This window comes from Pseudomonas sp. PDM09 (assembly GCF_014852305.1).
GTDB lineage: Bacteria > Pseudomonadota > Gammaproteobacteria > Pseudomonadales > Pseudomonadaceae > Aquipseudomonas.
On the sequence record NZ_JACVBI010000001.1, the window covers coordinates 1,014,895 to 1,035,924 of the forward strand.

General features: G+C 58.5%; 16 protein-coding genes. 7 read left to right on the forward strand and 9 right to left on the reverse strand.

The annotated features are described in order from the left end of the window. Window positions 1-100: 100 nt before the first annotated feature. The 6 genes from IB250_RS04500 to IB250_RS04525 form a co-directional block, all read right to left on the reverse strand. A complete protein-coding gene (locus IB250_RS04500; RefSeq protein ID WP_192343146.1) occupies window positions 101-1,717 on the reverse strand; it encodes a GMC family oxidoreductase in 1,617 nt (538 codons plus the stop codon). 17 nt (window positions 1,718-1,734) lie between these two features. After that, entirely contained in the window at window positions 1,735-3,222 is a 1,488-nt protein-coding gene (locus tag IB250_RS04505) for an aldehyde dehydrogenase (RefSeq protein ID WP_192343147.1), read from the reverse strand. Between the two features lie 56 nt (window positions 3,223-3,278). Next, window positions 3,279-4,487 (reverse strand): cytochrome P450, encoded by a 1,209-nt coding sequence (locus IB250_RS04510; RefSeq protein ID WP_192343148.1) that lies wholly within the window; start codon window positions 4,485-4,487, stop codon window positions 3,279-3,281. 97 nt (window positions 4,488-4,584) lie between these two features. Then, a complete protein-coding gene (locus IB250_RS04515; protein ID WP_192343149.1) occupies window positions 4,585-5,322 on the reverse strand; it encodes an enoyl-CoA hydratase/isomerase family protein in 738 nt (245 codons plus the stop codon). 9 nt (window positions 5,323-5,331) lie between these two features. Next, window positions 5,332-6,111 carry an SDR family NAD(P)-dependent oxidoreductase gene (locus IB250_RS04520; RefSeq protein ID WP_192343150.1) on the reverse strand — a complete coding sequence of 260 codons (780 nt, stop codon included), beginning with the start codon at window positions 6,109-6,111 and terminating at the stop codon, window positions 5,332-5,334. Beyond that, window positions 6,108-6,887 carry an SDR family NAD(P)-dependent oxidoreductase gene (locus IB250_RS04525; RefSeq protein ID WP_192343151.1) on the reverse strand — a complete coding sequence of 260 codons (780 nt, stop codon included), beginning with the start codon at window positions 6,885-6,887 and terminating at the stop codon, window positions 6,108-6,110. The genes IB250_RS04520 and IB250_RS04525 overlap by 4 nt, the downstream gene beginning before the upstream one ends. Window positions 6,888-7,126: 239 nt before the next feature. Here IB250_RS04525 and IB250_RS04530 point away from each other — a divergent pair, with 239 nt between their 5' ends. The 4 genes from IB250_RS04530 to IB250_RS04545 all read left to right on the forward strand — a co-directional run bounded on the left by IB250_RS04530 (window position 7,127) and on the right by IB250_RS04545 (window position 12,468). Then, on the forward strand, window positions 7,127-7,957 hold the full coding sequence (locus tag IB250_RS04530) for a FadR/GntR family transcriptional regulator (protein ID WP_192343152.1): 831 nt from the start codon (window positions 7,127-7,129) through the stop codon (window positions 7,955-7,957). A 349-nt stretch (window positions 7,958-8,306) separates the two neighbouring features. After that, complete coding sequence (locus IB250_RS04535) at window positions 8,307-10,400, forward strand: acetate--CoA ligase family protein (protein ID WP_192343153.1); 2,094 nt, start codon at window positions 8,307-8,309, stop codon at window positions 10,398-10,400. 19 nt (window positions 10,401-10,419) lie between these two features. Next, entirely contained in the window at window positions 10,420-11,544 is a 1,125-nt protein-coding gene (locus IB250_RS04540) for a nitronate monooxygenase (protein ID WP_192343154.1), read from the forward strand. Between the two features lie 9 nt (window positions 11,545-11,553). Continuing rightward, complete coding sequence (locus IB250_RS04545; RefSeq protein ID WP_192343155.1) at window positions 11,554-12,468, forward strand: hypothetical protein; 915 nt, start codon at window positions 11,554-11,556, stop codon at window positions 12,466-12,468. Between the two features lie 159 nt (window positions 12,469-12,627). On the opposite strand, the gene IB250_RS04550 is transcribed toward IB250_RS04545, so the two are convergent. The 3 genes from IB250_RS04550 to IB250_RS04560 form a co-directional block, all read right to left on the reverse strand. Beyond that, the gene (locus IB250_RS04550) at window positions 12,628-13,398 is read right to left on the reverse strand and encodes a 2-oxo acid dehydrogenase subunit E2 (RefSeq protein ID WP_192343156.1); all 771 of its coding nucleotides are present in this window, start codon (window positions 13,396-13,398) and stop codon (window positions 12,628-12,630) included. Between the two features lie 719 nt (window positions 13,399-14,117). After that, a complete protein-coding gene (locus tag IB250_RS04555) occupies window positions 14,118-16,025 on the reverse strand; it encodes a hypothetical protein (RefSeq protein ID WP_192343157.1) in 1,908 nt (635 codons plus the stop codon). A gap of 4 nt (window positions 16,026-16,029) precedes the next feature. After that, entirely contained in the window at window positions 16,030-17,370 is a 1,341-nt protein-coding gene (locus IB250_RS04560; RefSeq protein ID WP_192343158.1) for an aldehyde dehydrogenase family protein, read from the reverse strand. A 127-nt stretch (window positions 17,371-17,497) separates the two neighbouring features. Here IB250_RS04560 and IB250_RS04565 point away from each other — a divergent pair, with 127 nt between their 5' ends. The 3 genes from IB250_RS04565 (at window position 17,498) to IB250_RS04575 (ending at window position 20,977) form a co-directional block, all read left to right on the forward strand. Then, window positions 17,498-18,421: a LysR family transcriptional regulator gene (locus IB250_RS04565; protein WP_192343159.1), complete on the forward strand. Its 924-nt coding sequence runs from the start codon at window positions 17,498-17,500 to the stop codon at window positions 18,419-18,421. Between the two features lie 171 nt (window positions 18,422-18,592). Then, on the forward strand, window positions 18,593-19,693 hold the full coding sequence (locus IB250_RS04570; RefSeq protein WP_192343160.1) for a zinc-binding dehydrogenase: 1,101 nt from the start codon (window positions 18,593-18,595) through the stop codon (window positions 19,691-19,693). A 135-nt stretch (window positions 19,694-19,828) separates the two neighbouring features. Beyond that, entirely contained in the window at window positions 19,829-20,977 is a 1,149-nt protein-coding gene (locus IB250_RS04575; RefSeq protein ID WP_192343161.1) for a hypothetical protein, read from the forward strand. The last annotated feature ends 53 nt before the right edge of the window (window positions 20,978-21,030 follow it).

A 21,030-nucleotide genomic window follows, 5' to 3' on the forward strand; every position in this document is an offset into this window, starting at 1 on the left:
TACCCTGGGGCGAAGTGCAGGCGAATGAATACTCACTGTGGGTGCAGCGTTTCATTCACTTGTGAGAGTGTTCGCGGGCAGAAGCCGCCCGCGAGAGAGGTCATGTGGAGGCGCGGCTGCGCTCACCTCGGATCAGGTCCGCTGCTTTTTCGGCAATCATCACCGTCGGTGCGTGGGTATTGGCTGAAACCAGGCGCGGCATGACAGACGCATCCACGATCCGCAGGCCCTTGAGTCCATGTACCCGTAGCTGGGCATCGACCACGCTGGTGGCCGGATCGACTCCCATGCGGCAGCTGCCGACCGGGTGATAGGCCGAAGCACCCGCAGCGCGGATATAGGCTGTTAGCGCTTCATCGCTGTCCACTTGGGCGCCCGGTGCGGTTTCTTCGGCACGGATTCCATCCAGGGCCGGCTGCGCGATGATTTCGCGACACAGGCGTAGGCCGGCAATTGTGGCTTTCAGGTCACGCTCATCGGCCAGGAAGTTGGTGGCAATCTCCGGTGCCTCATCCACCTTGTTGCTACGGATATGCACATGGCCGCGGCTGTGTGGGCGGCACACATTCATGCCCAGCATCATGGCCGCATCAGGGTTTTGCACCACGGTTTTGCGCACGGGGTCGCGAACGAAGCTCAGCGGCATGCCCATGAATTGCAGGCCGACTTCTTCACCATCCACCTCGACGCTTCCATGGCCGCAGATCTGTGTCGGCGTGCCGTTCATATGGCCGCGTTTGAACAGCAGATAGTTCGCCGTGTTGAGCGCTGCGCGCCAGCCACTGAGTTCGGCACCCATGCCGCGGATGTTCTGCAGGGTTTGAACGATAAACACCAGGAAGTGGTCCTGCAGGTATTCGCCCACGGCAGGCAGATCCTTCACCATCTCGATGCCCAGGTCACGCAGGCGCCCGGTCTGGCCTACACCGGAAAGCTCCAGCAGTTGCGGAGAGCCGATTGCACCGGCGCTGAGAATGATTTCCCGGCCTTTGGCCATCCAGGTTTCGCCGTTCTGGCGATACTGCACACCGATGGCCTGCTGGCCTTCGAACAACACCCGCTCGACCGTGGCATTGGTCTCCACTCGCAGGTTCGCACGCTCCAGTACTGGCTCGAGATAAGCAGCGGCCGAGCCACAGCGCCGACCGTTGTGGTAGAACACCTGAGCCTGGCCAATACCCGATGCCTGGGTGCCGTTGTAATCCTGGGTGCTACCGACTCTCGACTGGCCCGCTGCCTCGACGATGCGGGCACTGAGGGGGTGAAAGTTAGGGACTGGATTAACCTTTACTGGCCCGGTGTCGCCACGTTGCCAGGGTGATTGGCCCTGGTAGTGCTCCAGCTTGTTCAGATAGGGCTCGACGCCAGCCCAGCCCCAGCTGTCCAAGCCTTCGGCAGCCCAGGCATCGTAATCCTCCTTGAGCCCACGAACATACAGCATGGCGTTGATGGAGCTGGAGCCGCCGAGCAGTTTGCCGCGGGGATAGGGCATCTGCCGATCATTGAGATGGGGCTCTTTTTGAGTCTCATAGCACCAGTCGTAACGGGGCTTGTTAAGCATCAGGGCGAAGCCGAACGCCAGGCGAACCTTCAGGCTGGTGGCGTCCCCTCCGGCCTCCAGCAGCAGGACCCGGCAACCCGGATCCTGGCTCAGACGGTTAGCCAACACGCAGCCTGCCGATCCACCGCCGACGATGATGTAGTCGTACTTTTCCACGTGGTACTCCCTGTGGTTCAGCCGCCGAAGGACTTGGGTGCTGCCGCCATGTAGACTACCTTGGTCTCTTGGTAGGAAGCCAAGCCTTCGGGTCCGCCGTCACGACCGATACCGGACTGTTTGAAGCCGCCGAAGGGGAATACCGGGTCGTAGGTCCAGCCGTTATGGGTCAGGTTGCCAGCGCGGATCTGCCGGGCGGTGCGGTAGGCGCGGTCGGCATCGCTGGTATAGACGGCACCATTGAGGCCATAGCAGGTGTCGTTGGCAATGCGCACTGCATCCTCGTCCCCTTTGTGTTTGATCAGCACCGCCACGGGGCCGAAGATTTCTTCCTGGGCGATAACCATGCTGTTATCGCCGGAGAACAGGGTAGGGGCGATGTAGTAACCCTGATCCAGGTTGGCGGCTCGGCCACCACCGGTGATTACCCGCGCACCTTCCCTGCGACCGTGTTCCAGGTAGCCCATCACTTTGTCGTACTGACGCTTCATGGCAATCGGGCCATAGGCGGTCTGCTGATCGAACGGGTCGCCTACCTTGAGGCTACGCAGACCGGCACTGATGGCCTCGGCGAACTCGTCGTGGCGGTGTTCGGGCACGATGATGCGGGTGAGGCCTGCGCACATCTGGCCAGCATTCATGGTGAAGTGCGGGATCAGATTGGGCACGACCTGTTCCGGGTCGATGTCATCGAGGATAACGGCAGGGGACTTGCCACCCAGCTCCAGGCTGACCCGGGCCAGGCGGTCGCCACATACCGAGGCAATATGACGGCCGGCGGCGGTGGAACCAATCAGACTCACCTTGTCGACGCCAGCGTGGCGCACCAGGTGGTCACCCACCTCACGGCCTGCTGGAACAAAGTTGAATACGCCCGGCGGTACACCGGCTTCTTCGAGGCATTCGGCGATTTGCCAAGCGAACAGTGGGGTTTCTGGTGCTGGCTTGAGGATTACGGAGCAGCCTGCGGCCAGCGCCGAGGCGATGATCTTGCTGGACAGCGAGGCGGGTGCGTTCCAGGGCGTGATGGCCGCCACCACGCCGACCGGCTCCTTGACCACGAGGCCGACACCGTTACCGCGGCTTTGTAGGCGAACTTCCTCGAACGTGCCGTTGGCGATCAGGTTGCCGTAGTACGAGAACAGGGCGAATGGCGAGAAACCGCCCGGGCCTGCGAGATTGACGGAACAGCCCATTTCGGCGGTCCAGCTTTTGCTGAACTCGCCTGCACGGCGCTGCATGATGGCCGCCACTTGCAGCAGTTTGGCACCGCGCTCGGCATAGCTCATGCGCGCCCAGGGCCCAAAATCGAATGCGTGACGTGCGGCCGCCACGGCTTTTTCGATATCGGCGACAGACGCTTCCGGGGGGCGTGCGATGACCTGTTCGGTGGCCGGGTATATGACTTCCAGGCGCTTGTCGCCCAGCGGTTTTACCCACTCGCCGCCAATATAGAACTCTTCGGGATGCGCCAGGGTGAAGAAGTCGGTGTAGTGATTCAGCATGATGTGCACCTTCGCAATAACGCGTGATTGTTCTTGTTGGGTAGGGCGCCAGCGAACTAGGCCCGGGTGATTTCGATCATCAGTTTGCTGATGCCATAGGCGATGAAATGCGGTGGTCGAACTACATTGTCAGGGACGTCGGCCAGACGGAATGATGTGGTTTCTTTAAGCAAACGGCTCAGACCGATGCGCAGTTCGGCACGAGCCAACTGGTTGCCCAGGCAAAAGTGGATGCCATGACCGAACGCCAGATGCTGGGTAATGGCCTTGCGCTCAAGGTCAACCTCATTGCGGTTCTCGTAGCGTTGCGGGTCACGGTTACCAGCACCCCAGCGCAGATTGAGGATCGCTCCGGCGGGGATGGCCGTGGTTCCAACCTGGGTGTCCTTAGTAGCTCGTCTGAACAGCCCCTGCAGCGCGGCGTCCAGGCGCAGTACTTCTTCATAGAAGTTACGAATCTGATCGGGATTCTTGCGCAGTTGATCCTGCAAGGCAGGGTCTTCTGCCAGGCGCAACACGGCGGCCGAGAGGGTGTTGGTGGTTGTTTCGTTACCGGCTACCAACAGTTGCATCAGGATCGAGACTAACTCGCCTTCGCTCAGCAGTTGGCCATCGACGTCCAGGTTGGCCAGGTCGCTAAGTAGCGTGCCGCTCGGTTTCTCGCGGGAATCGCGAATCATCTTTGCGAAGAACTGCTGCATCTGAACGACAACTTTAGCCACAGCCAACATTTCATCTTCGCTGAGGTTAGGGCTGGCCTGCTGCAGCAGCGCGTCTGACCAGCGTTTGAAGTCCGGCCCCAGATCCGGCGGGATGCCCAGCTGGTCGGCAATCATGCGGACCGGCAGCGGTATCGAAAAGGCTTCGGCGAAATCGAACGGTCCATTGGGGAATTTGTCGATAAGGGCATTGGTCACTGCCAGGATAGTGCCTTCGGCAGAGCGGATGCGCAGGGCATTGAAGGCCTTGTCGACCAGCGAGCGGTAGCGGGTGTGCGAGGGCGGGTCGTTGGTGACCAGCGTGTCGACGTGCAGAAAGCCTTCCTTGCTGTACAGTTCACCCACTTTCTGGCTTGCCGACTGCGAGCGCGAGCCCAGTTGGCCGGTGTTGTTGGCGAAGGTATGAGGGTCATCAGCAATGGCCTTCAAGTCGTCGTAGCGGGTGATGACGTAAAAGCCGGTGACCGGATCAATGTAGATGTCCTTTTCTTCCCGCAACGTGTCATAGGCAGGAAACGGGCAGCCCATGACCTTAGGGTCGGTCATGGTTATCGGGCATCCGGTGTTGTGCTTGTCCATCGTTGATCCTCAATTTTTATCATTGGGTTAAGGGATCTGTTCACATTGGCTGGCGTGAACAACATTACGGGTTCAACAGTCGCTGTGCCTGTTGGGCAAAACCCGGGTCAGTCAGGAAACCAATCTGATAACGCAAGGCGGCTGCCAGGTGTTCTTCCGGCTCGGCAAGCTTGGCCAGATGGGTCAATGCTTTTAATGGTGCACGGGGATAGGTTGCATATTTGGTCGCCATCGCCAGCGCCGCCTCGCGTGCTTGGGGGCAAGCGATGGCCAGGCCCCAGGCTTCTGCGGTAGGGCCATCGACTCTGTCTGCTTGCAGCAGGCGCCAGAGTGCTTGTTGCCCTCCGCGGCGCACGACATAGTGCGTGCCGCCGGTAGCAGGAATCAGGCCGGCCTTGATCCAGCCTTGGGCAATCCAGCCCCGGTCGCCGATAAAGGTGGCACTGCCGGCCAGGGCCAGGTCGCAGCCAAAGCCGACTGCGGCACCATCCACGGCGGTAATGAGTGGTACCGGGCACTCACGGATCGCCCGAAATACGCCCTGGAACTCGCCGTAAATGGTGTCCTCCACGGCACTGGCACCCTGTTCGGCCAGGCGCACGATTTCAGGTAGGTTGCCGCCCGCGCAAAAGGCCTTGCCGTTGGCCGACAGCACCACAGCGGCGACGCTATCGTCGGCATTAGCTGCTTCCAGGGCCAGGCGCAGCTCGCGGCCTTCGCTTGGCCCCAGCGCGTTGCGGACTTCGGGCCAATCCAGGGTGATCTCGACCACATCGCCGTGGCGTTGGGTTTGAATCGGCATGCTTGCTCCTCAGGAAATAGAAAAACCGCCATCTACGATGAGCGTCTGACCCGTGATGTAGGCGCCCGCGGCGCTGACCAGCATTAGGATTGGCGCTGCAATTTCGTTAGCGTGTGCAGCGCGTCCCAACAAAATGCGACCGGGAGTCAACAATGGGCCAGTGGGGGCGGCATGGCCGGCAGTTTTCACTTTGGGATCCAGTGGCGCTACCGCGCCGGGCAGGATGGAGTTGACCAATATGCGATCTCCGGCGAACTCGAGCGCAGCTGACTGGGTAATCGAGTCCAGAGCCGCTTTCGACGCGTTGTAGACCACCTGATCGTGTACGGCAGTGCGCGCCCCACCGATGGACGAGAGATTGACGATACGCCCGCCGTTGCCACCGGCGCGCATCAGCAGAGCCGCCTCGCGTAACACCATAAAGCAGCCCCAGACATTGACAGTCTGCATGTCGTGCCACTGCGCCTGGGTGACGTCTTGCAAGGCATAACGGGGATAAATGCCGGCATTGTTGATGAGAATGTCCAGGCGCCCGCAGACCTCTGAGATGTACAGGAACATGGTGCGAATCGAGGCGTCTTCGGTCAGATCAAAAGCAATGGCGAAGCTGTCGTTGCCCAGATCGTCAGCCACTCGCTGCGCGCCCTCTAGGTCCTTGTCGGCAACCACGACTCTGGCGCCTGCGGCTGCGAGGAGGCGGGCGGTAGCTTTGCCGATTCCTGAGGCAGCGCCAGTGACTACCGCCACTTGGCCGTGGAGCGTGAACAGGTCGGAGAACACCTGGCTCATGACAGCAGCAACCCGCCGCCTTCCACCACGATCATCTGGCCGGTAACTCGACGCGCAGCGGGGGAGGCGAAGTAAGCGACTGCCGTGGCGATATCTACCGGGTCATTCTTACCTAACGGGATCAAGGCTTCGCGGCGGCGTTTCTCTTCGCCGATTTTGGGATCGATGGCGCCAGAACTATGGGCCAGGTTGGTTTCCGTCGTCGTTGGGCCAGGGGCAACGCAGTTGACTGTGATCCCGAACTCTCCAAGTTCCAGTGCGGCGGCCTTGGTCAGCATCGGGATGGCCGATTTGCTGGTGCAGTACGCCGATGCGCGCTTATAGGGTTTGCAGGCCGCCGTGGAAGCAATTGCGACGATTCTGCCGCCGTGGCCCTGGGCGATCATCGCCTGAGCGGCCGCCTGGATACAGAAAAGGTTGCCACGGATATTGATGTCCATATAGGCGTCCCAGTCCTCACCTGTTAGCTCCAGGATCGGTTTCATCACCTTGGACCAGCCGGCGTTATTTATAAAGATATCAAGCTTGCCGAACCGCGCGACGGTTTGCGCTACCGCGGCATCTACCGAGGCCCGATCAGTTACGTCCAGGAGGGTGTGGGCCACCGGCAACTCCTGCGCCGCCAGCTCCGCCGTAGTGGTTTCCACTCGCTCAGTAATGTCCGTGAGCATCACCTTGGCGCCGCGTTTGAGCAGCTCCTCCGTTATCGCGCGTCCCAGGCCATAGCTTGCGCCAGTGACCAGGGCTACCTGGCCTAACAGTTCCGATGCACTCACGCTACTTCCTCGCTTATTTGGATAACCTCGTTAGCTATGTTGGCAATGTAGAGCTAAATTAAGAGAGATGCAATAGAAATGAAAGTAGGCCACTCAGAGAGGATGAGCTGCACGTAGAGGCGTTGGAGCAACGGGGAAAACCCCGCAACGGCAAACCAATAGCGAGGTGAAGATAGATTAACAAGTGGCTAAGTTAACTACGATGTGGCATATTCCGACTAGCATTTCAGGAGATTACAATGGCAAAAAAAACGAGTGAGAGTAGTGGGCAGGCCGCATTGATGAGCTCGATTGGCGACGATCTGCGTCTTCCCAAGCTTTCTCACATAGTGGCAGGGCGGCTGCGCGACCAAATCGCATCGGGCAATCTGAAGGCAGGTTCAATGCTGCAGCCCGAAAGCAAATTGCTGGAAGTTTTCAGTGTGTCGCGCCCAACGTTACGCGAGGCGCTGCGAATTCTTGAAGCGGAAGGGCTGATCAGCATCGGCCGAGGGATGCGTTCGGGAGCTACGATTCTGGGGCCAAGCATCCAGAAGGTGGCTCAATACGCCAACTTTATGCTGGCAGCGGGTGGCGTGACCATGCGCGATCTGCACCAGGCGCGGATGTTCTTCGAGCCGGGCGTTATCCGTTCTTTGAAAGGGCGTAGCGTCGAATTGAAAGGTGCAAGCGAGGAGTTGCGCGCTTGCGTCAGCGAGCTCCAGGACGCGCTGCAAGAACGGAAATATATCGATGTCGTCACCGGCACCAACCGTTTCCACGAACTGTTAGCGCAGGCTTCGGGCAACAAGACCATTGCAATGCTGTTGAGTGTGCTGCAAACCATTTCCGATGGTATCTACTCGATCAACCTCACAGAGCAAGGTGAGTCGGCCGAGGCGCTGCACAAGAACATGACCAAGACCGTTTCCGGTTATGACGCGCTGTGCAACCTGTTGGAAAAAGACAAGGTGGATGAAGCAGCGGCGTTCTGGCAGCGCTACATGGAGCGCGCCCTGGATTTCCTCGATCGCACCAAGTTGGGTGAGCGCAAGCTGATCTCCAGCTCCGTGAAGGCCGGCCCGGCCTGATCGATCCCTGCTGACATCAGGGGAACCGAATCGCCAGTTCGATTCGTTCCCCTGGGCAAACCTTTTTTGCCTGCTAAATAGCGCAGCCGTGCAATGCGTCTGCCGTATCGCGTAACGTCTTAGATCCTCCCCACCATCCGTTTGCCCAGTACAGGGCTCCTTGTGGAGCGCCTGGCTATAGGCATGTCCCTTGATTCGCTTGCCGGTCCCCCATCGGAAAGGTGATCGCGCGCCGTTCACTCGTGAATGTCTGTATCGAAAAACGCGATGCCGTTGCATGCTTGATTTATTGACTCAACACGCTATAACCTAGCTAACTAATTTAGCTAATAATGAAGGTGCATCGGAAATGGAACTGGAGAAGCTGTTTCGGCCGCGCTCTGTCGCGATCATTGGCGCGTCCGACAAGAACCCCTGGTCTGCATTGGTGGCGCGAAGCCTCAAGGCCTTGAACTTCAGTGGTCCGGTGCACCTTGTCAACCGTCGTGGTACAGATGCATTGGGGCAGAAAACCTTCCAGTCCTGTGCTGAGTTGCGTGATGTCGATGCTGCCTTTGTGGCGGTGCCGGCGGTGGCCTTGCAGGACGCCATCGAGGATATGGCGGCTGGTGGTATCCGATTCGGTGCGGTGGTGACCTCAGGTTTTGCCGAAACCGGCGAGGAGGGCGCCGCTGAGCAGGCGCGCCTGTTCACGCGAGCCAAGGAGCTGGGCATTACTCTGCTGGGCCCTAACAGCCTCGGCTTCTCCAACTTCGTCGATAGCGTTTCGCTTTCGGCTATTCCCATCAAGGTTCCGGCGCTCATCCAGCCGCGTGTGGGGCTGGTCAGTCAGAGTGGGGCAACCGCAGCGATGATAAGCGCTTTCGCCCACCAGCAAGGGGTCAGTCTGACCTATTCGATCGCCATGGGTAACGAGGCCATGGTGGATATGGCCGATGTCATCCAGTTTCTGGTGGACGACCAGGCCACGCGGGCGGTCGCCGTCTTTGCCGAGTCGATCCGTGATCCGCGTCGCTTTGAGGCCGCAGCGCGCTCGGCTGTTCGTGCTGGCAAGCCAATCGTCATTTTGAAAATCGGCACCGGTGAACTCACGGCTACCGTCGCCCAGGCGCATACCGGCGCGCTGGTCGGGGATGACCGGGTGTTCCAGGCGGTATGCGATGCCTACAACATTGTCAGGGTCGATTCGCTGGAAGACTTGGTGGTTACGGCAGACCTGCTGGCGGCCACTGGTCCTATCGATGCGAGCAAAGGATTTGCCCTGGTTTCTCCATCGGGTGGGGCCTGCGAGATTTTCGCCGACCGTGGCGAGGAAGCGGGCATTACGTTCCCGCAGTTTGCTCCGGCTACTCTTGAATCCCTTGCAGGGATACTGCCGGACTTTGGCGCGGCCCATAATCCGTTGGATGTCACCGGGGCAGTAATGCGCAATCCGGAAATATATTCCGGTGCCATCAAGGCGCTCAGCCAGGACGCCAATATCGGCTTTATCGGGGTGGTGTCCGAGATCCCGTCGTCGGCCGAAACCGCCTCACCAATGTCGGAGGGGGCCATGCGTGAAGTCTCGCTGGGGTTCCGTACGTCCGGAGCGCGGGGTTGCCTAATTCAGCAAGTGCTGAAGCCAGTGACTGCTTACGGGCTGGGCCTGCTCAAGACCAACGAACTGCCGGCCCTGACCGGGGGAATTGACCATGCTGTCCGTGCTATCGGCCATCTCTATCGCTGGTCGCGCAATCAGGCCCGCGAGCTCCCAGCAGCTCACGCCGAGGGGCAGGCCAGTCAAGTACGACCCTCAACCGAGCGCGATACTCTGGCGTTTCTTGATTCCCTCGACGTGCCTGTCATTCCTCAGCGGGTTGTGACCGGTCGCGCGGAAGCCGAGGCGGCCGCGAGCTCGCTCGAGGGACCGCTGGTATTGAAGATTCTCTCCCCGGACATCCAGCACAAGACCGAGGTTGGCGGTGTGTTGCTGAATCTGGAAGGCGTGCAAGCAGTTGGCGACGGCTACGACCGAATCATGGCCAATGTTCGCGAGGCCAAACCCACTGCACATATCGAAGGTGTCATCGTTTCCCCCATGCGCAAAGGTGGCGTCGAACTATTGGTGGGCGTGGCCCGCGATCCAGTGTGGGGCTTGGCGCTAGCGGTAGGACTTGGCGGCGTCTGGGTCGAGCTGCTCGGTGACACTCAACTGCGCTTGTTACCCGTATCGGCGACTGAAGCTAAGGGCATGTTGGCGGGGTTGAAGGCTAGCAAATTGCTCACGGGTTACCGCGGCGCCAAGCCAGCGGATCTGGATGAACTGGCGCGCGTAATCGCCCGCATCGGTGATGCCGCCCTGGCGCTGGGCAGCGACCTTGATGCGCTGGAGATCAACCCGTTGCGCGTCGACGGCTCCGTCGTCGAAGCCCTTGATGCACTCGCCATCTGGCGTACCGAATAACAATAAAAGAGAAGTGCCCATGAACAACGATGCTTGCCGTATGACGGGAGCGGAGTTTCCGCTGTTTGCGTTCAGCCATTGCCGAGATGTAGTCGCTGCCGTCAGTCGCGCCGGAGGTTTTGGTGTGCTGGGTGGTAGCAGTTTTACCCCCGAAAGTTTGAAGGTAGAGCTGGACTGGATCGATGCCCATGTCGATGGCAAGCCTTATGGCATTGATATTCTGATTCCCGAACATCAGGTCGTTTCTGCTGATATCAGTTTCGAGGAGTTAGTTGAGAAAATTTCCACCCGTCATCGCGATTTTGTGGTCGCGTTGCTGGCCAAGCACGATGTGACTATTGCGCCGGAAAACGTGATCAATCGTCGCCGTCCACCGACCTTGTCGGATGTGGGGGAGGCGTTGATGGATGTCGCGTTTCAGCACCCGATCCGGCTGATTGCCAACGCGCTGGGTATTGCGCCCAAGTCAATGATTGAGCGCGGACGTCAGCATGGCGTACCTGTGGCTGCGCTGGTCGGCGCCAAGGAGCATGCCATTCGCCAGGTCAACGCCGGGGTCGACATTATTGTGGCCCAGGGCACCGAGGCCGGCGGCCACTGCGGCGAGGTGTCGACCCTGGTGCTGGTGCCAGAGGTGATCCGCGCGATCAAGCCCATTCGTGAGGTGCCCGTGCTGGCTGCTGGCGGCATCATGACCGGCCAGCAGATGGCGGGCTGCATGGCCATGGGGGCGCAGGGAGCCTGGACCGGATCGATCTGGCTGGCCACCAGCGAAGCGGAAACCAGCGAAACCTTCCGCGAGAAAATGGTCCAGGCCACTTCCCGCGACACCATCCGCTCCGCGGCGCGCACTGGCAAGCCGAGCCGGCAACTGCGTTCCGCCTGGCATGATGCCTGGGACGCCCCGGACAGCCCGGGTGCACTGCCCATGCCATTGATGTCCATGCTCAGTAATCAACCCCTGGCAGCGGTGGACCGTGCTGCCGATGCGGGTAACCCATTGGCGCGAGTACTGGTCACCTATTTTGTTGGCCAAGGTGTTGGCCTGGTCGACAGCATTCGTTCCTCTCGTGAGGTCGTGGAAACATTCAAGCTCGAATTCGCCGATGCCTTTGGTGAGCTATGTGCGGCCTTTGAAGAGTAAGGAGGGGGTATGCAGTCATTGAATCTCGCTGCGCTGGAAAGCTTTTATGTTGGAGGAAGGTCACACCAGGTGCAGCACAAGATCTTCGGTCTGGAAACACAAGTGACGGGGGCCATGTATGTTCAGCGTATGGTTCCCCAGAAACGATGTTTTCCATTCCCGATTGTGTTCTTGCATGGCGGCATGCATTCCGGTGTGACCTGGGAGACGACACCTGATGGTCGTGAAGGCTGGCAAACCTTGTTCGTGCGAGCCGGCTTCGAAACGCTGGTGATCGACCAGGCGTGGCGTGGCCGTTCCGCACCAGATCTGACAGGGCTGAACCCCTTTGCCAATGGAGCAGAACCTGTGGGGCCGGCCTTTACCTGCGGCCTGGAAATGGGCGAACGCTTTGCTCGCGGTGGTGGGCGCTTTCCATTGGCGGAGTCACTGTGTTATGGCGCGCAGCTCTGGCCTGATTTTGGTGTACCGGGCGCCATCGCCGCCGGCACGCCCGGTCGCAGCGATCCACGAGCCCTCGAGCCGCTGCTGCAGCTCATCGATATGCTCGGTGAAGTGGTGTTGATCACCCATTCCCAAGGTGGGCATCTGGGGTGGATGGCGACCCTCAGTCGTCCGCATCAGGTCAAGGCGATTGCTTCGATTGAGCCTGCCCAGACCTGTCCGGGACTGGACGATCCTCTTTTTCCGAATATCCCAGTACGGCTAATCTGGGGAGATAACCTGCCATCCCAGGGCAGCACGCTGTCGTTGCTGGATGTTGAGCAGGCCAGGATGTTGTCGCAGCGCTTCGCCAATATTTCCCTGGACTATCTGCCCGAGTCTGGCATTCACGGCAATGGCCACATGCTGATGATGGAGGACAACAACGATGTCCTGGCCGCCCGGGTTGCAGACTGGCTACTGAGTACGCCGGTCAACTAAATGAGAAAGTCGCGAATGATCGCGGCTTTTTTATGGGGGCCATTTGGAGGTGACGAGATGCATGAGGAGCTCTTTACGAAAGCGGCTGGAGCAGAACTCGCAGCCGTTTAAGGAACAAAAAGACCCTGTAACGACGAGCGATACAGGGTTTCCTGCGTATTACACAGCGCTCAGAGCTTCAGGGTGTTCTATCAGGCGCTTGAAGGCCGCGAACAGTTGTGCAGCGACGGCGCCATCAACGGCGCGGTGATCGACCGAGATGGTGACGTTCATCAACGTACCGACTTCAATCTTCCCTTCGTTGGCAATCACCTGCTCCTGGCCAGCACCTATGGCAAAGATCATCGATTGCGGCGGGTTAATGATGGCGCTGAACTCTTCGACGCCGAACATGCCCAGGTTAGAGACGGTGACGGTGCCCCCTTGGTACTCATGGGGTTTGAGCCGGCCGGCTCGAGCGCGACCGGCCAGCTCCTGGATCTCACTAGCAATTTCTTGCGGTTGCTTCTGCTCGACGTTGCGGACGATGGGGGTAACCAGGCCGCGAGGTGTAGCGACCGCTACCGCAACATCAACCTGCTGGTGTTTGAGCATCGCTTTCTCGCCCCAAGACACATTGGCCTCCGGGACTTCACGCAGGGCGAGAGCCACTGCGCGGACGATAAGGTCGTTTACCGATGACTTGACCTGCAACGCAGCGTTTAGCTGGTTGCGCAGAGAGAGTAGGGCATCGATCCGGCAAGCGCCTTTCACATAAAAATGGGGAACCTGCTGCTTCGATTCGGTTAGCCGACGGGCAATGGTCAGGCGCGTCATGCTGTGGGGTATGCTCGCCGCTGCAGCAGCCGATTGTTGGTCTGTTGGTGCCGAAGGAGGAGCGGGCGTGTTAAGCGGCGCTGTATCGACTGCAGATTCGACTTCGTTGCTCATGGTTATGGAGTTCCTATGTCATCGCTCTATTCACTAACTTATATAACTATTATATCTACGTATCAAGTGATAGTTAGAATGTGATCGTCTGGCGAGCGAGGTTGACATGGTAATCTAGGTTATCTATGTTTGGCCTTGCTGAGTTAGCAATCAGTTTCGGCCCAGAACTATTAAACCAAGCAGGAATCCGCCCATGCCCAGCGATAATCAAATGCCTCCTCCTGCCCAATGCCCGCTGAATCGCTGGAGTCGGCGGTGGTTATCGGAGGCCATGCGGCAAGGTATACAGATCTTTCTTGCTGCCATGGCTGATACCGTGCCTCGGTGATTTCACTCGGTTGGACAAGCGGCCTTCCCTTTGGGCGGCTCAGTTTGTGTGAGCCGCTTGGTCTTTTATTGCGAGGCTGGCTGCAGGTTTTGCAGAGCAAAAAGTGCCGCTGAAGAGGGTTTCCAGGCTCTCTTCAGCGGCAACGGGTGACGAGTGCTCCGGCCATCCGTGAAGAAGCAAAAGACACGCTCCGGAAAACAGTACTGACAGCAGTACGATTGCGCTTGGGCCCGCCATTTTGCGATGCCAGTTGGCAAGTACCGGTAGCGCCGCCTTTGCGAGGCGAGTCGGTGACTGGAGCGCAGCCCGAACGCGCCGGGCGCCTTCAAGAAACAGCACGATGATTGACACTACCAATACGCAACAGCCGAACATAAATGACTCCTTACTCTTAACCCTGCGTTATGCACACCGAAGTTCGGCCGTTGAGCATTACCTCAAGTTCGACCGTACCAGCGACGTCAGCGGTGAAATGCATCTGCATGGTGCCTTTGGCGCTGTAATGGCCGTGTGGTTTCAGACGCTCGATGGTGATGCGTTGGGGGCCGGGAGCGGTTCCGGGATACAAGACCAATTCTAGATCCTGCCCATCGTGGCTTCTCGCTTTGGCTACCAGCACCTGCGGAAATTCGGCGCCCGTCAACAATGGGCCTCGAAGCGCCTCTGCTGTAGGGCCCTGGGTCAGCGAATGGCGATAACCATCGCGCTGCATGAGTCGACCGAGAAAGGCGGTGGCATTGGCGAGATTTGAACCCTCGTATGACAAGACACCATTATCGAGCTTGCGGCCACATTGCTGATCGAGAGCGTTGAGGATCGCTTCGCTAAATTCGGTGTCGCCGATCTCTCGAGCCTGCATTAACAGGCCACCATAGATCATCGTGAATCCACGGCGATAATTGCCGAAATCCAGGCCCTTGCCGGGGATTTTCATTTGGCGCAAGCCGTTCTGTTCAACGATCAGGGGTGCCATGTCGTTCCTGGCCATGGCCCAGAAGCGCTTGGCATGCTCGCTGGAAATCAGGTTCATCCCCTGTACCGCACCGGCGTCTCCCCCTGGGAAGGGCGCGGTAGCCCCGGTCAGGCTGGAGCGAAGGGATACCACACTACCGCTGGCAGTCGTAAACTCACGCTCGAAGCTGTCCAGGAATGGTTGTCTGAGCTCATCCAGTTGGTGTGTGCCAAACAGGCGGTCATACACCGCGACGCTCCTGAGGGCGAAGAAGTTGCAGCCGGTGTAGATCCAGTTAGGTTCGCAAGGGAACAGACAGTAACTGCTGTTAGCAAAGTTCCACATCAGAGAGCGGTTGATGCTGTGTATGTCGTGCTCGTAGGCGGTATCGTCGTTCCAACGAAAGGTCAGGCTGCCAGGCTTCGCGTAGCGATGGTCTCCAGTATTGAGCATGTACATGCCGACCTGCTGCCCGAAGTAGCCAGTTAGCATGACGTTGTCTTTGTCGACGGGGTCGGGGTCGTACTTCAGATTGCCCCAGAGATTTTCCAGTCGCCAGTAGTCCCAGATCGGACGCTGCAAGTACTGCTCGATAAGCCGCCGCTGGGCTTCGCTCAAATAGCCATGGAAGTTGGGCGTGTATTGAGACTGCATTTGCGCCAACCCATAGCCCAGAAAGTTGAGCTGATAGCGTAGTGATGCAGTCTGGAACTGGTCGATTCGGTCAAAGTGTTCGAGCTGCCCGACGGGCTGCAGTGCCCTTTCGAGTATCAGTCTGGAAAGTGCGACCTCATCGGCCCCGAGCTCGTGGTTGGCGGGGGGAATGTGGGGCGCGGCTCTGGCTGTGACAGCCTGCATGGCATCGGGCAGATAGGCATTGCGTTGCTCACGTCGCCCCAGGTCGCGTTGATGCACCTTGCTGCGTTTAAGGTATTTGCGCACTTGCCAGGCTAGACATACGGCTGCTGTCAACCAGGGAGCCCAAGGCCAAGTGGCATCGCCGCTCAGTGTGCCAGCAAGAATTGCGCTACCGAGCCAGATCAATGGTGGTGCGACCACAACTCCTGTCGCGAACCAGGCGAAGAGAGCTGTTGCAAACAATAGCAACGTGACAGGAATAAGCAGCAGTGACCAGCCGCCCACGGCAAGAAAGCCTGCACCTGGAAACAATAGCCCCAGGCCACTAGCTTGCCAGAACGCTGACAAGTTCAGCAGCCACGGCAGAAGGCCCAGTACCACCGCCGATAAGTACAAAGCGGAGATCAGGCGCTGACGTTTTAGGGAAACAGGCCCCGTTCGTTCGGTGTTTTTGATGACTTCAGGCTGGATAGGGATGTAAGTGTTCACGGCTTCACCCTCTCTTCGCTACGTAAGGAACTGAAAACACGGGGCGTTCATGGGATAGTTCGTTGAACCCGTGAATGCCGTGGTAACGGCCAATTCCGCTGCCGTTTATCCCGCCAAACGGTAGACCCGGATCTACTGCATGCAGGATGACGTCGTTATGAGTGACGCCGCCGGAAGAGGTATGAAGCAGTACATTGTCGACAAATGCGTCATCGTTGCTGAACACATAGAGCGCCAGCGGTTTGCCATGAGCATTGATCACGCGGATCGCCTCATCGATGGAGTCCCAGGTCATCACCGGAAGCAGTGGGCCAAAGATTTCTTCCTGCATAATTGTGGCAGTTGCCGGAACATCTATGAGCACCGTCGGGTGGACCGTGAGATCAGCTGCTTCTATTTCCCCTCCACAAGCCAGTGAAGCTCCGCGCTGCAGCGCGTCTTGTAGATAGCCCTGCAGGCGCTGCAGATTTCTTCCATTCACGATGCAACCAAATGCGTTTTTGTCGAGAAAGCCCTGGGGATAGAAGAGTGTCCTCACCGTTTCACACAGGTGCTGAACGAGTTCATCACGCAGGTCTTTGCGTACCCAGACATGATCAGGGGCCAGACAGAGTTGCCCGGCATTGGTGCAGCGGCCTCGAATGATCTTTTCTGCTGCGTCTTTGAGGTCGACAGTGTGGTCGATGATGACGGGGCACTTCCCGCCCAGTTCAAGCGTGACGGAGCTCAAGTGCCGCGCCGCGGCGGCCATGATGGTGCGACCGACTGCCGGGCTACCCGTGAAGAACACGTGATCGAATGGTAGCTCCTGCATTTGCTCCGCGAGTTCTACACCACCTTCGAATACAGCGACCTCGGCTTCATCGAAGCTCTCGGCAATGATTCGGGCAATCACCTGGCTACTTGCGGGTGTTAGCTCGTTGGGTTTGACGATAGCACAATTGCCCGCCGCAACGATTGCCACCAGCGGCTGCAGCACTAACAAAATGGGGAAGTTCCAAGGGCCATAAAGCGCGCAGACTCCGCGAGGCTCTCGCACGATGCGCGCGCTGGCGCCTAGTATGGGCAGTGAGGGATTAACCTCCAAAGGGGTCATCCATTTCTTCAAATGAATGACTGCATTATCGATCTCCGCGATGACTGCACCAAATTCTGGGGAGCTTGTGCGAGGGCGGCGAAGGTCGGTGGTCAGTGCTTCGACAATATCTTCTTGGTTGCGGAGGATGGCCTGTTTGAGGCGCTGAAGCTTGTTGATTCGCGCATCAGCATTCGAGGCCTTTACCACTGCCTGATGCCGTTTCTGTATAGCGAACACGCGTTGCAGTTCTGCTAACGAGCTTTGCATTTTTGTTCTTCTTGAGTAGGGAGCTTGTAAAAAAGTTTGGTTTCAATGAGTGGCAGGAGTCCAATAGATTGCGGAGCGAGATTCATAGCGATAGCCTATAAATCTGCTCGCTGATTGGTAAGTACGGATGAAAAGGCTCGACGCCAGACAGTTGAATTACTTTGTTGTGCTTGCTGAGGAGCGCTCGTTTACGCGCGCTGCGGCCAGACTACATGTGGCACAACCTTCCATTTCTGTTCAGATCCGCAAGCTGGAAGAGTTTTTTGGATTCGCCCTGTTCCTGCGCTCCACGCGGAGTGTCGAGCTTACGAAGGAGGGGCAGGAGATTCTCGGCAGCGTGGCGGCCGTAGTCGATAACAGTCGCAAACTTCGGGAGCATGCCTCAGCTCTTCGGGAGCGTAACGACTTGTCCTGTCGCCTTGGCGCGACACCATTTTCGGTCTTCGTACCCGAGCGCACACAGGTGGTGTCGGCGGCCGCGAAGGATTATCCGTCGTTGCTGTTGGAGGTCATTGGTACCCCTCAGCCTGAGCAACTGGATGCATTACTGAGAATGGAGATTGATGCAGCGTTCTACATGGGCCACGAGTTGCAGGACTCGAAGCTGTTTGAACGCTTGGTGATCCGGCGGGTACCGTTCAACCTTGTGGTACCGGTGAACAGCGCGCTTGCAGCCAAACCATCCATTGCACTTGCTGACCTCGCGCAGACGCCCATCGCATTTTTTGCCCGAGAGCATGGCCCCGTGCTTTTCGATCAGCTAACCCAATGGCTTGTGCAGGACGGCGGTGCGCAATGCATCGTGCCTCCAGAATCCCATCCGTTTGCACTCGCTAGTTTTGCAGCGGCACAAGGTATCTGCGCGATCAGCATTGATTGGTTTGTTCGGGGAGACAGTCTTCCTGACGGGCATATGGTGCGTCCATTTGCCGAACCGCGGGTGTCAGCAGAAATGTCGCTGGTGCGTCTTGCGCAGATGCAGCGAAAGCGCGGCCTGGAACAATTCTGGGCCAGTGCCCAGCACTACGTCCAAGCTGTCCAGCACCCATAAACCTTTCCCATCATCCTCTCCTATCTCTTTGCAACTGTCTTCTGGACAGCCGCTTCCTGTTCGTGTCAGAGTGAAAAATGAAGGTTATCTAGGTTAACTACGATAACTAAAACAGCGCTACTCACACAGGGCGGCAGCCAAGCAGGCCCGTCCCGTCCCAGGAGAATAAAAATGCCCCTTTCGGTTAAAGCCGCCGTTGCATTCGGCCCCAACGAGCCTCTGCAGATTCGTGAAGTGACTCTTGCTGATCCAGGCCCTGGTGAAGTGTTAGTGAAGCTGAAGGCCACCGGCCTTTGTCATTCGGACCTGAGTGCCCTCGAAGGCAAGATCCCGCAGGCGTTCCCAGTAATATTGGGGCATGAGGGGGTAGGGGATGTGGTCGCAGTTGGTGAGGGTGTCAGCGAGTTTGCCGTGGGTGATCGGGTGATTCCGTACCTAGTGCCTGATTGTGGCGAATGTGCGTTCTGCAAGTCGGGGCGTACTAACCTGTGTGTGCAGATGCTGGCGCGCCGCCAATCCGCGAAAACACCGTTTTCGCTCGATGGTCAGCCAATTGCCTCTTACATGGGGCTCGGCACCTTCGCCGAAATGACCGTCGTGCCGGTCGACAGCCTGGTCAAGGTCAATGAGCAGGCACGAACTGATCATGCGTGCTGCATCGCTTGCGGCGTAACTACCGGCCTGGGGGCTGCGATGATCACCGCCAAGGTCACGCCAGGATCTTCTGTGGCGGTATTCGGTACCGGCGGCGTGGGGCTCAGTGTAATTCAAGGGGCCAAGATCGCCGGTGCGTCGCGGATCATTGCGATCGACACCAATCCGGCCAAGGCAGAGGTGGCGAGGAAAGTCGGCGCCACCGATTTCATCAACCCAAAGGAGGTTGAGAACATTGTTGCCGAAGTTCAGAAGTTGACCGGTATGGGCGTCGATTTTGCGTTCGAGTGCGTTGGCGTTCCCGCTCTGGCTCGACAAGCCCTGGAAAGTACCAACCCGGCCTGGGGACTCTCGGTATGTGTAGGGGTGATCCCTGCGGGCCAGGAGCTCAGTACCGTTCCTTTTACCCTGATGAGCGGCCGGAAATGGACAGGCTCATTGATGGGCGGCGCCAAGCGCCAGGACGTAGCGCGCTTCGTCGACATGTACGTGGAAGGCCAATACAGCTTGGACGATCTGGTCTCCCATCATCTCGAGCTCGATGAGATCAATCGTGGTTTCGACATGATGCGCACTGGTGAGGCCGTACGGTCGGTCGTGGTCTATTCGGCTGAGTGACGCATCGGGCAGTCTGTGCCGGCGGGCTTGGATCGAGCAGACGGCGAGGTACTGTCTCTCTTTAACAGGGACACACTGCGCGACGCCAATGACTGGCCGGCGTCACCAGCCAAAACAAGAAGAGGATGTACGAACATGAGCAACGCAGGCTTCACCTCCGATCAATTGCGCGAACTGACCCAGTTCAAGGTCGAGGTCCATGATCCGCGTTATGTCGTAGAACCCATCGTCACGGGCGGTGAGTTTCTGTATGACCCCCAGGTGTTCTGGGATTGGCGTGAAGACTGCGCCTGGGGGCTGCCGGATGGGTCCATTTTAATCTCGGAAATCGGTGGGCAACCCCAGGCGCAAACCGACTGGTCGATGGGGCACGGCGGTCTCTATCGCCTGCATGCCGACAATCGCTGGGAAACGCTGATGGCTCCTGGCGTAGGGCGGCAAGCTGGCGTATTCCGGCCCATCATCGCGCCGGCGGATTGGGGCGATTGGGGGAATCACATTTTCTTCTGCAGCCAGGTGGTGCCGCACCGCCGGGGTGCCGTGATGGATCACATGATCTATTGCCTAGCGCCGGGCGAGAGCATTCCATATCCCTTCGCCATTGCACCGCGTTCGGGTAAAGAGCAGATCTCCGGGGCGTTGCTGCCAGGCGTATTCGGTCGCAAGGGCACGCCGGAAGAAGGTCTGCTGCTGATCTTCTCCATGCATAACAGCACGATCTATGCCGTACGCCCGGATGGTTCGGTCTCACCTTGGTTGGTGATGGACGGCGAGCAGGGGCCCGGACCGGTCATGCCGTATCGCTTGTTCTACGCCGACCCGCAGGTGGTGGGCGAGGAGAACATGCTGGTGCTTGAAGGAAAATGGAGCACCAACTTCGGGGGCGAACAGACCCACGAATTCCGCACGGCGCATTACCGTATCGCTGATGGTATGGTTCATCCGCAGCCGATCGAGGCCTTGCAGGGTGGCGCTACGCTGCGTGCACCGAAGGGCTTCGGGCCGCTGGGGGGGGAGGCATTCCGTCCCGAGTACGCGGGTTTCATGTCCTCCGTTCACTGGGCTGAAGGTGATTCCAGTGCGGCACTGCCCTATACCACGTCGATCATTCATCGCGATGCCGAGGGCAGGGAGCATGTATTCGCTTCCAATATCCAGGCAGGCCAGAACCTGATCGGTTTCGCCGGTAACCGGATGATCGTGACCAACATGGGGCACAGCTATTCCTCGGGGAATTTCAAACATCCCGACGGCTCAGTGTTCGCCATTCGTTACGTAGGCTGAGGGCCGAAACGCATCCATTGAGCGGAACCTGATGATTCTTCGGGTTTCGCGCG

Bases quoted from the DNA above. Each gene is read 5' to 3' on its own strand.
- IB250_RS04505 (WP_192343147.1), bottom strand. From the start codon at position 3,222: ATGCTGAATCACTACACCGACTTCTTCACCCTGGCGCATCCCGAAGAG.
- IB250_RS04510 (WP_192343148.1), bottom strand. From the start codon at position 4,487: ATGACCGACCCTAAGGTCATGGGCTGCCCGTTTCCTGCCTATGACACG.
- IB250_RS04515 (WP_192343149.1), bottom strand. From the start codon at position 5,322: ATGCCGATTCAAACCCAACGCCACGGCGATGTGGTCGAGATCACCCTG.
- IB250_RS04520 (WP_192343150.1), bottom strand. From the start codon at position 6,111: ATGAGCCAGGTGTTCTCCGACCTGTTCACGCTCCACGGCCAAGTGGCG.
- IB250_RS04530 (WP_192343152.1), top strand. From the start codon at position 7,127: ATGGCAAAAAAAACGAGTGAGAGTAGTGGGCAGGCCGCATTGATGAGC.
- IB250_RS04535 (WP_192343153.1), top strand. From the start codon at position 8,307: ATGGAACTGGAGAAGCTGTTTCGGCCGCGCTCTGTCGCGATCATTGGC.
- IB250_RS04540 (WP_192343154.1), top strand. From the start codon at position 10,420: ATGAACAACGATGCTTGCCGTATGACGGGAGCGGAGTTTCCGCTGTTT.
- IB250_RS04545 (WP_192343155.1), top strand. From the start codon at position 11,554: ATGCAGTCATTGAATCTCGCTGCGCTGGAAAGCTTTTATGTTGGAGGA.
- IB250_RS04550 (WP_192343156.1), bottom strand. From the start codon at position 13,398: ATGAGCAACGAAGTCGAATCTGCAGTCGATACAGCGCCGCTTAACACG.
- IB250_RS04560 (WP_192343158.1), bottom strand. From the start codon at position 17,370: ATGCAAAGCTCGTTAGCAGAACTGCAACGCGTGTTCGCTATACAGAAA.
- IB250_RS04565 (WP_192343159.1), top strand. From the start codon at position 17,498: ATGAAAAGGCTCGACGCCAGACAGTTGAATTACTTTGTTGTGCTTGCT.
- IB250_RS04570 (WP_192343160.1), top strand. From the start codon at position 18,593: ATGCCCCTTTCGGTTAAAGCCGCCGTTGCATTCGGCCCCAACGAGCCT.
- IB250_RS04575 (WP_192343161.1), top strand. From the start codon at position 19,829: ATGAGCAACGCAGGCTTCACCTCCGATCAATTGCGCGAACTGACCCAG.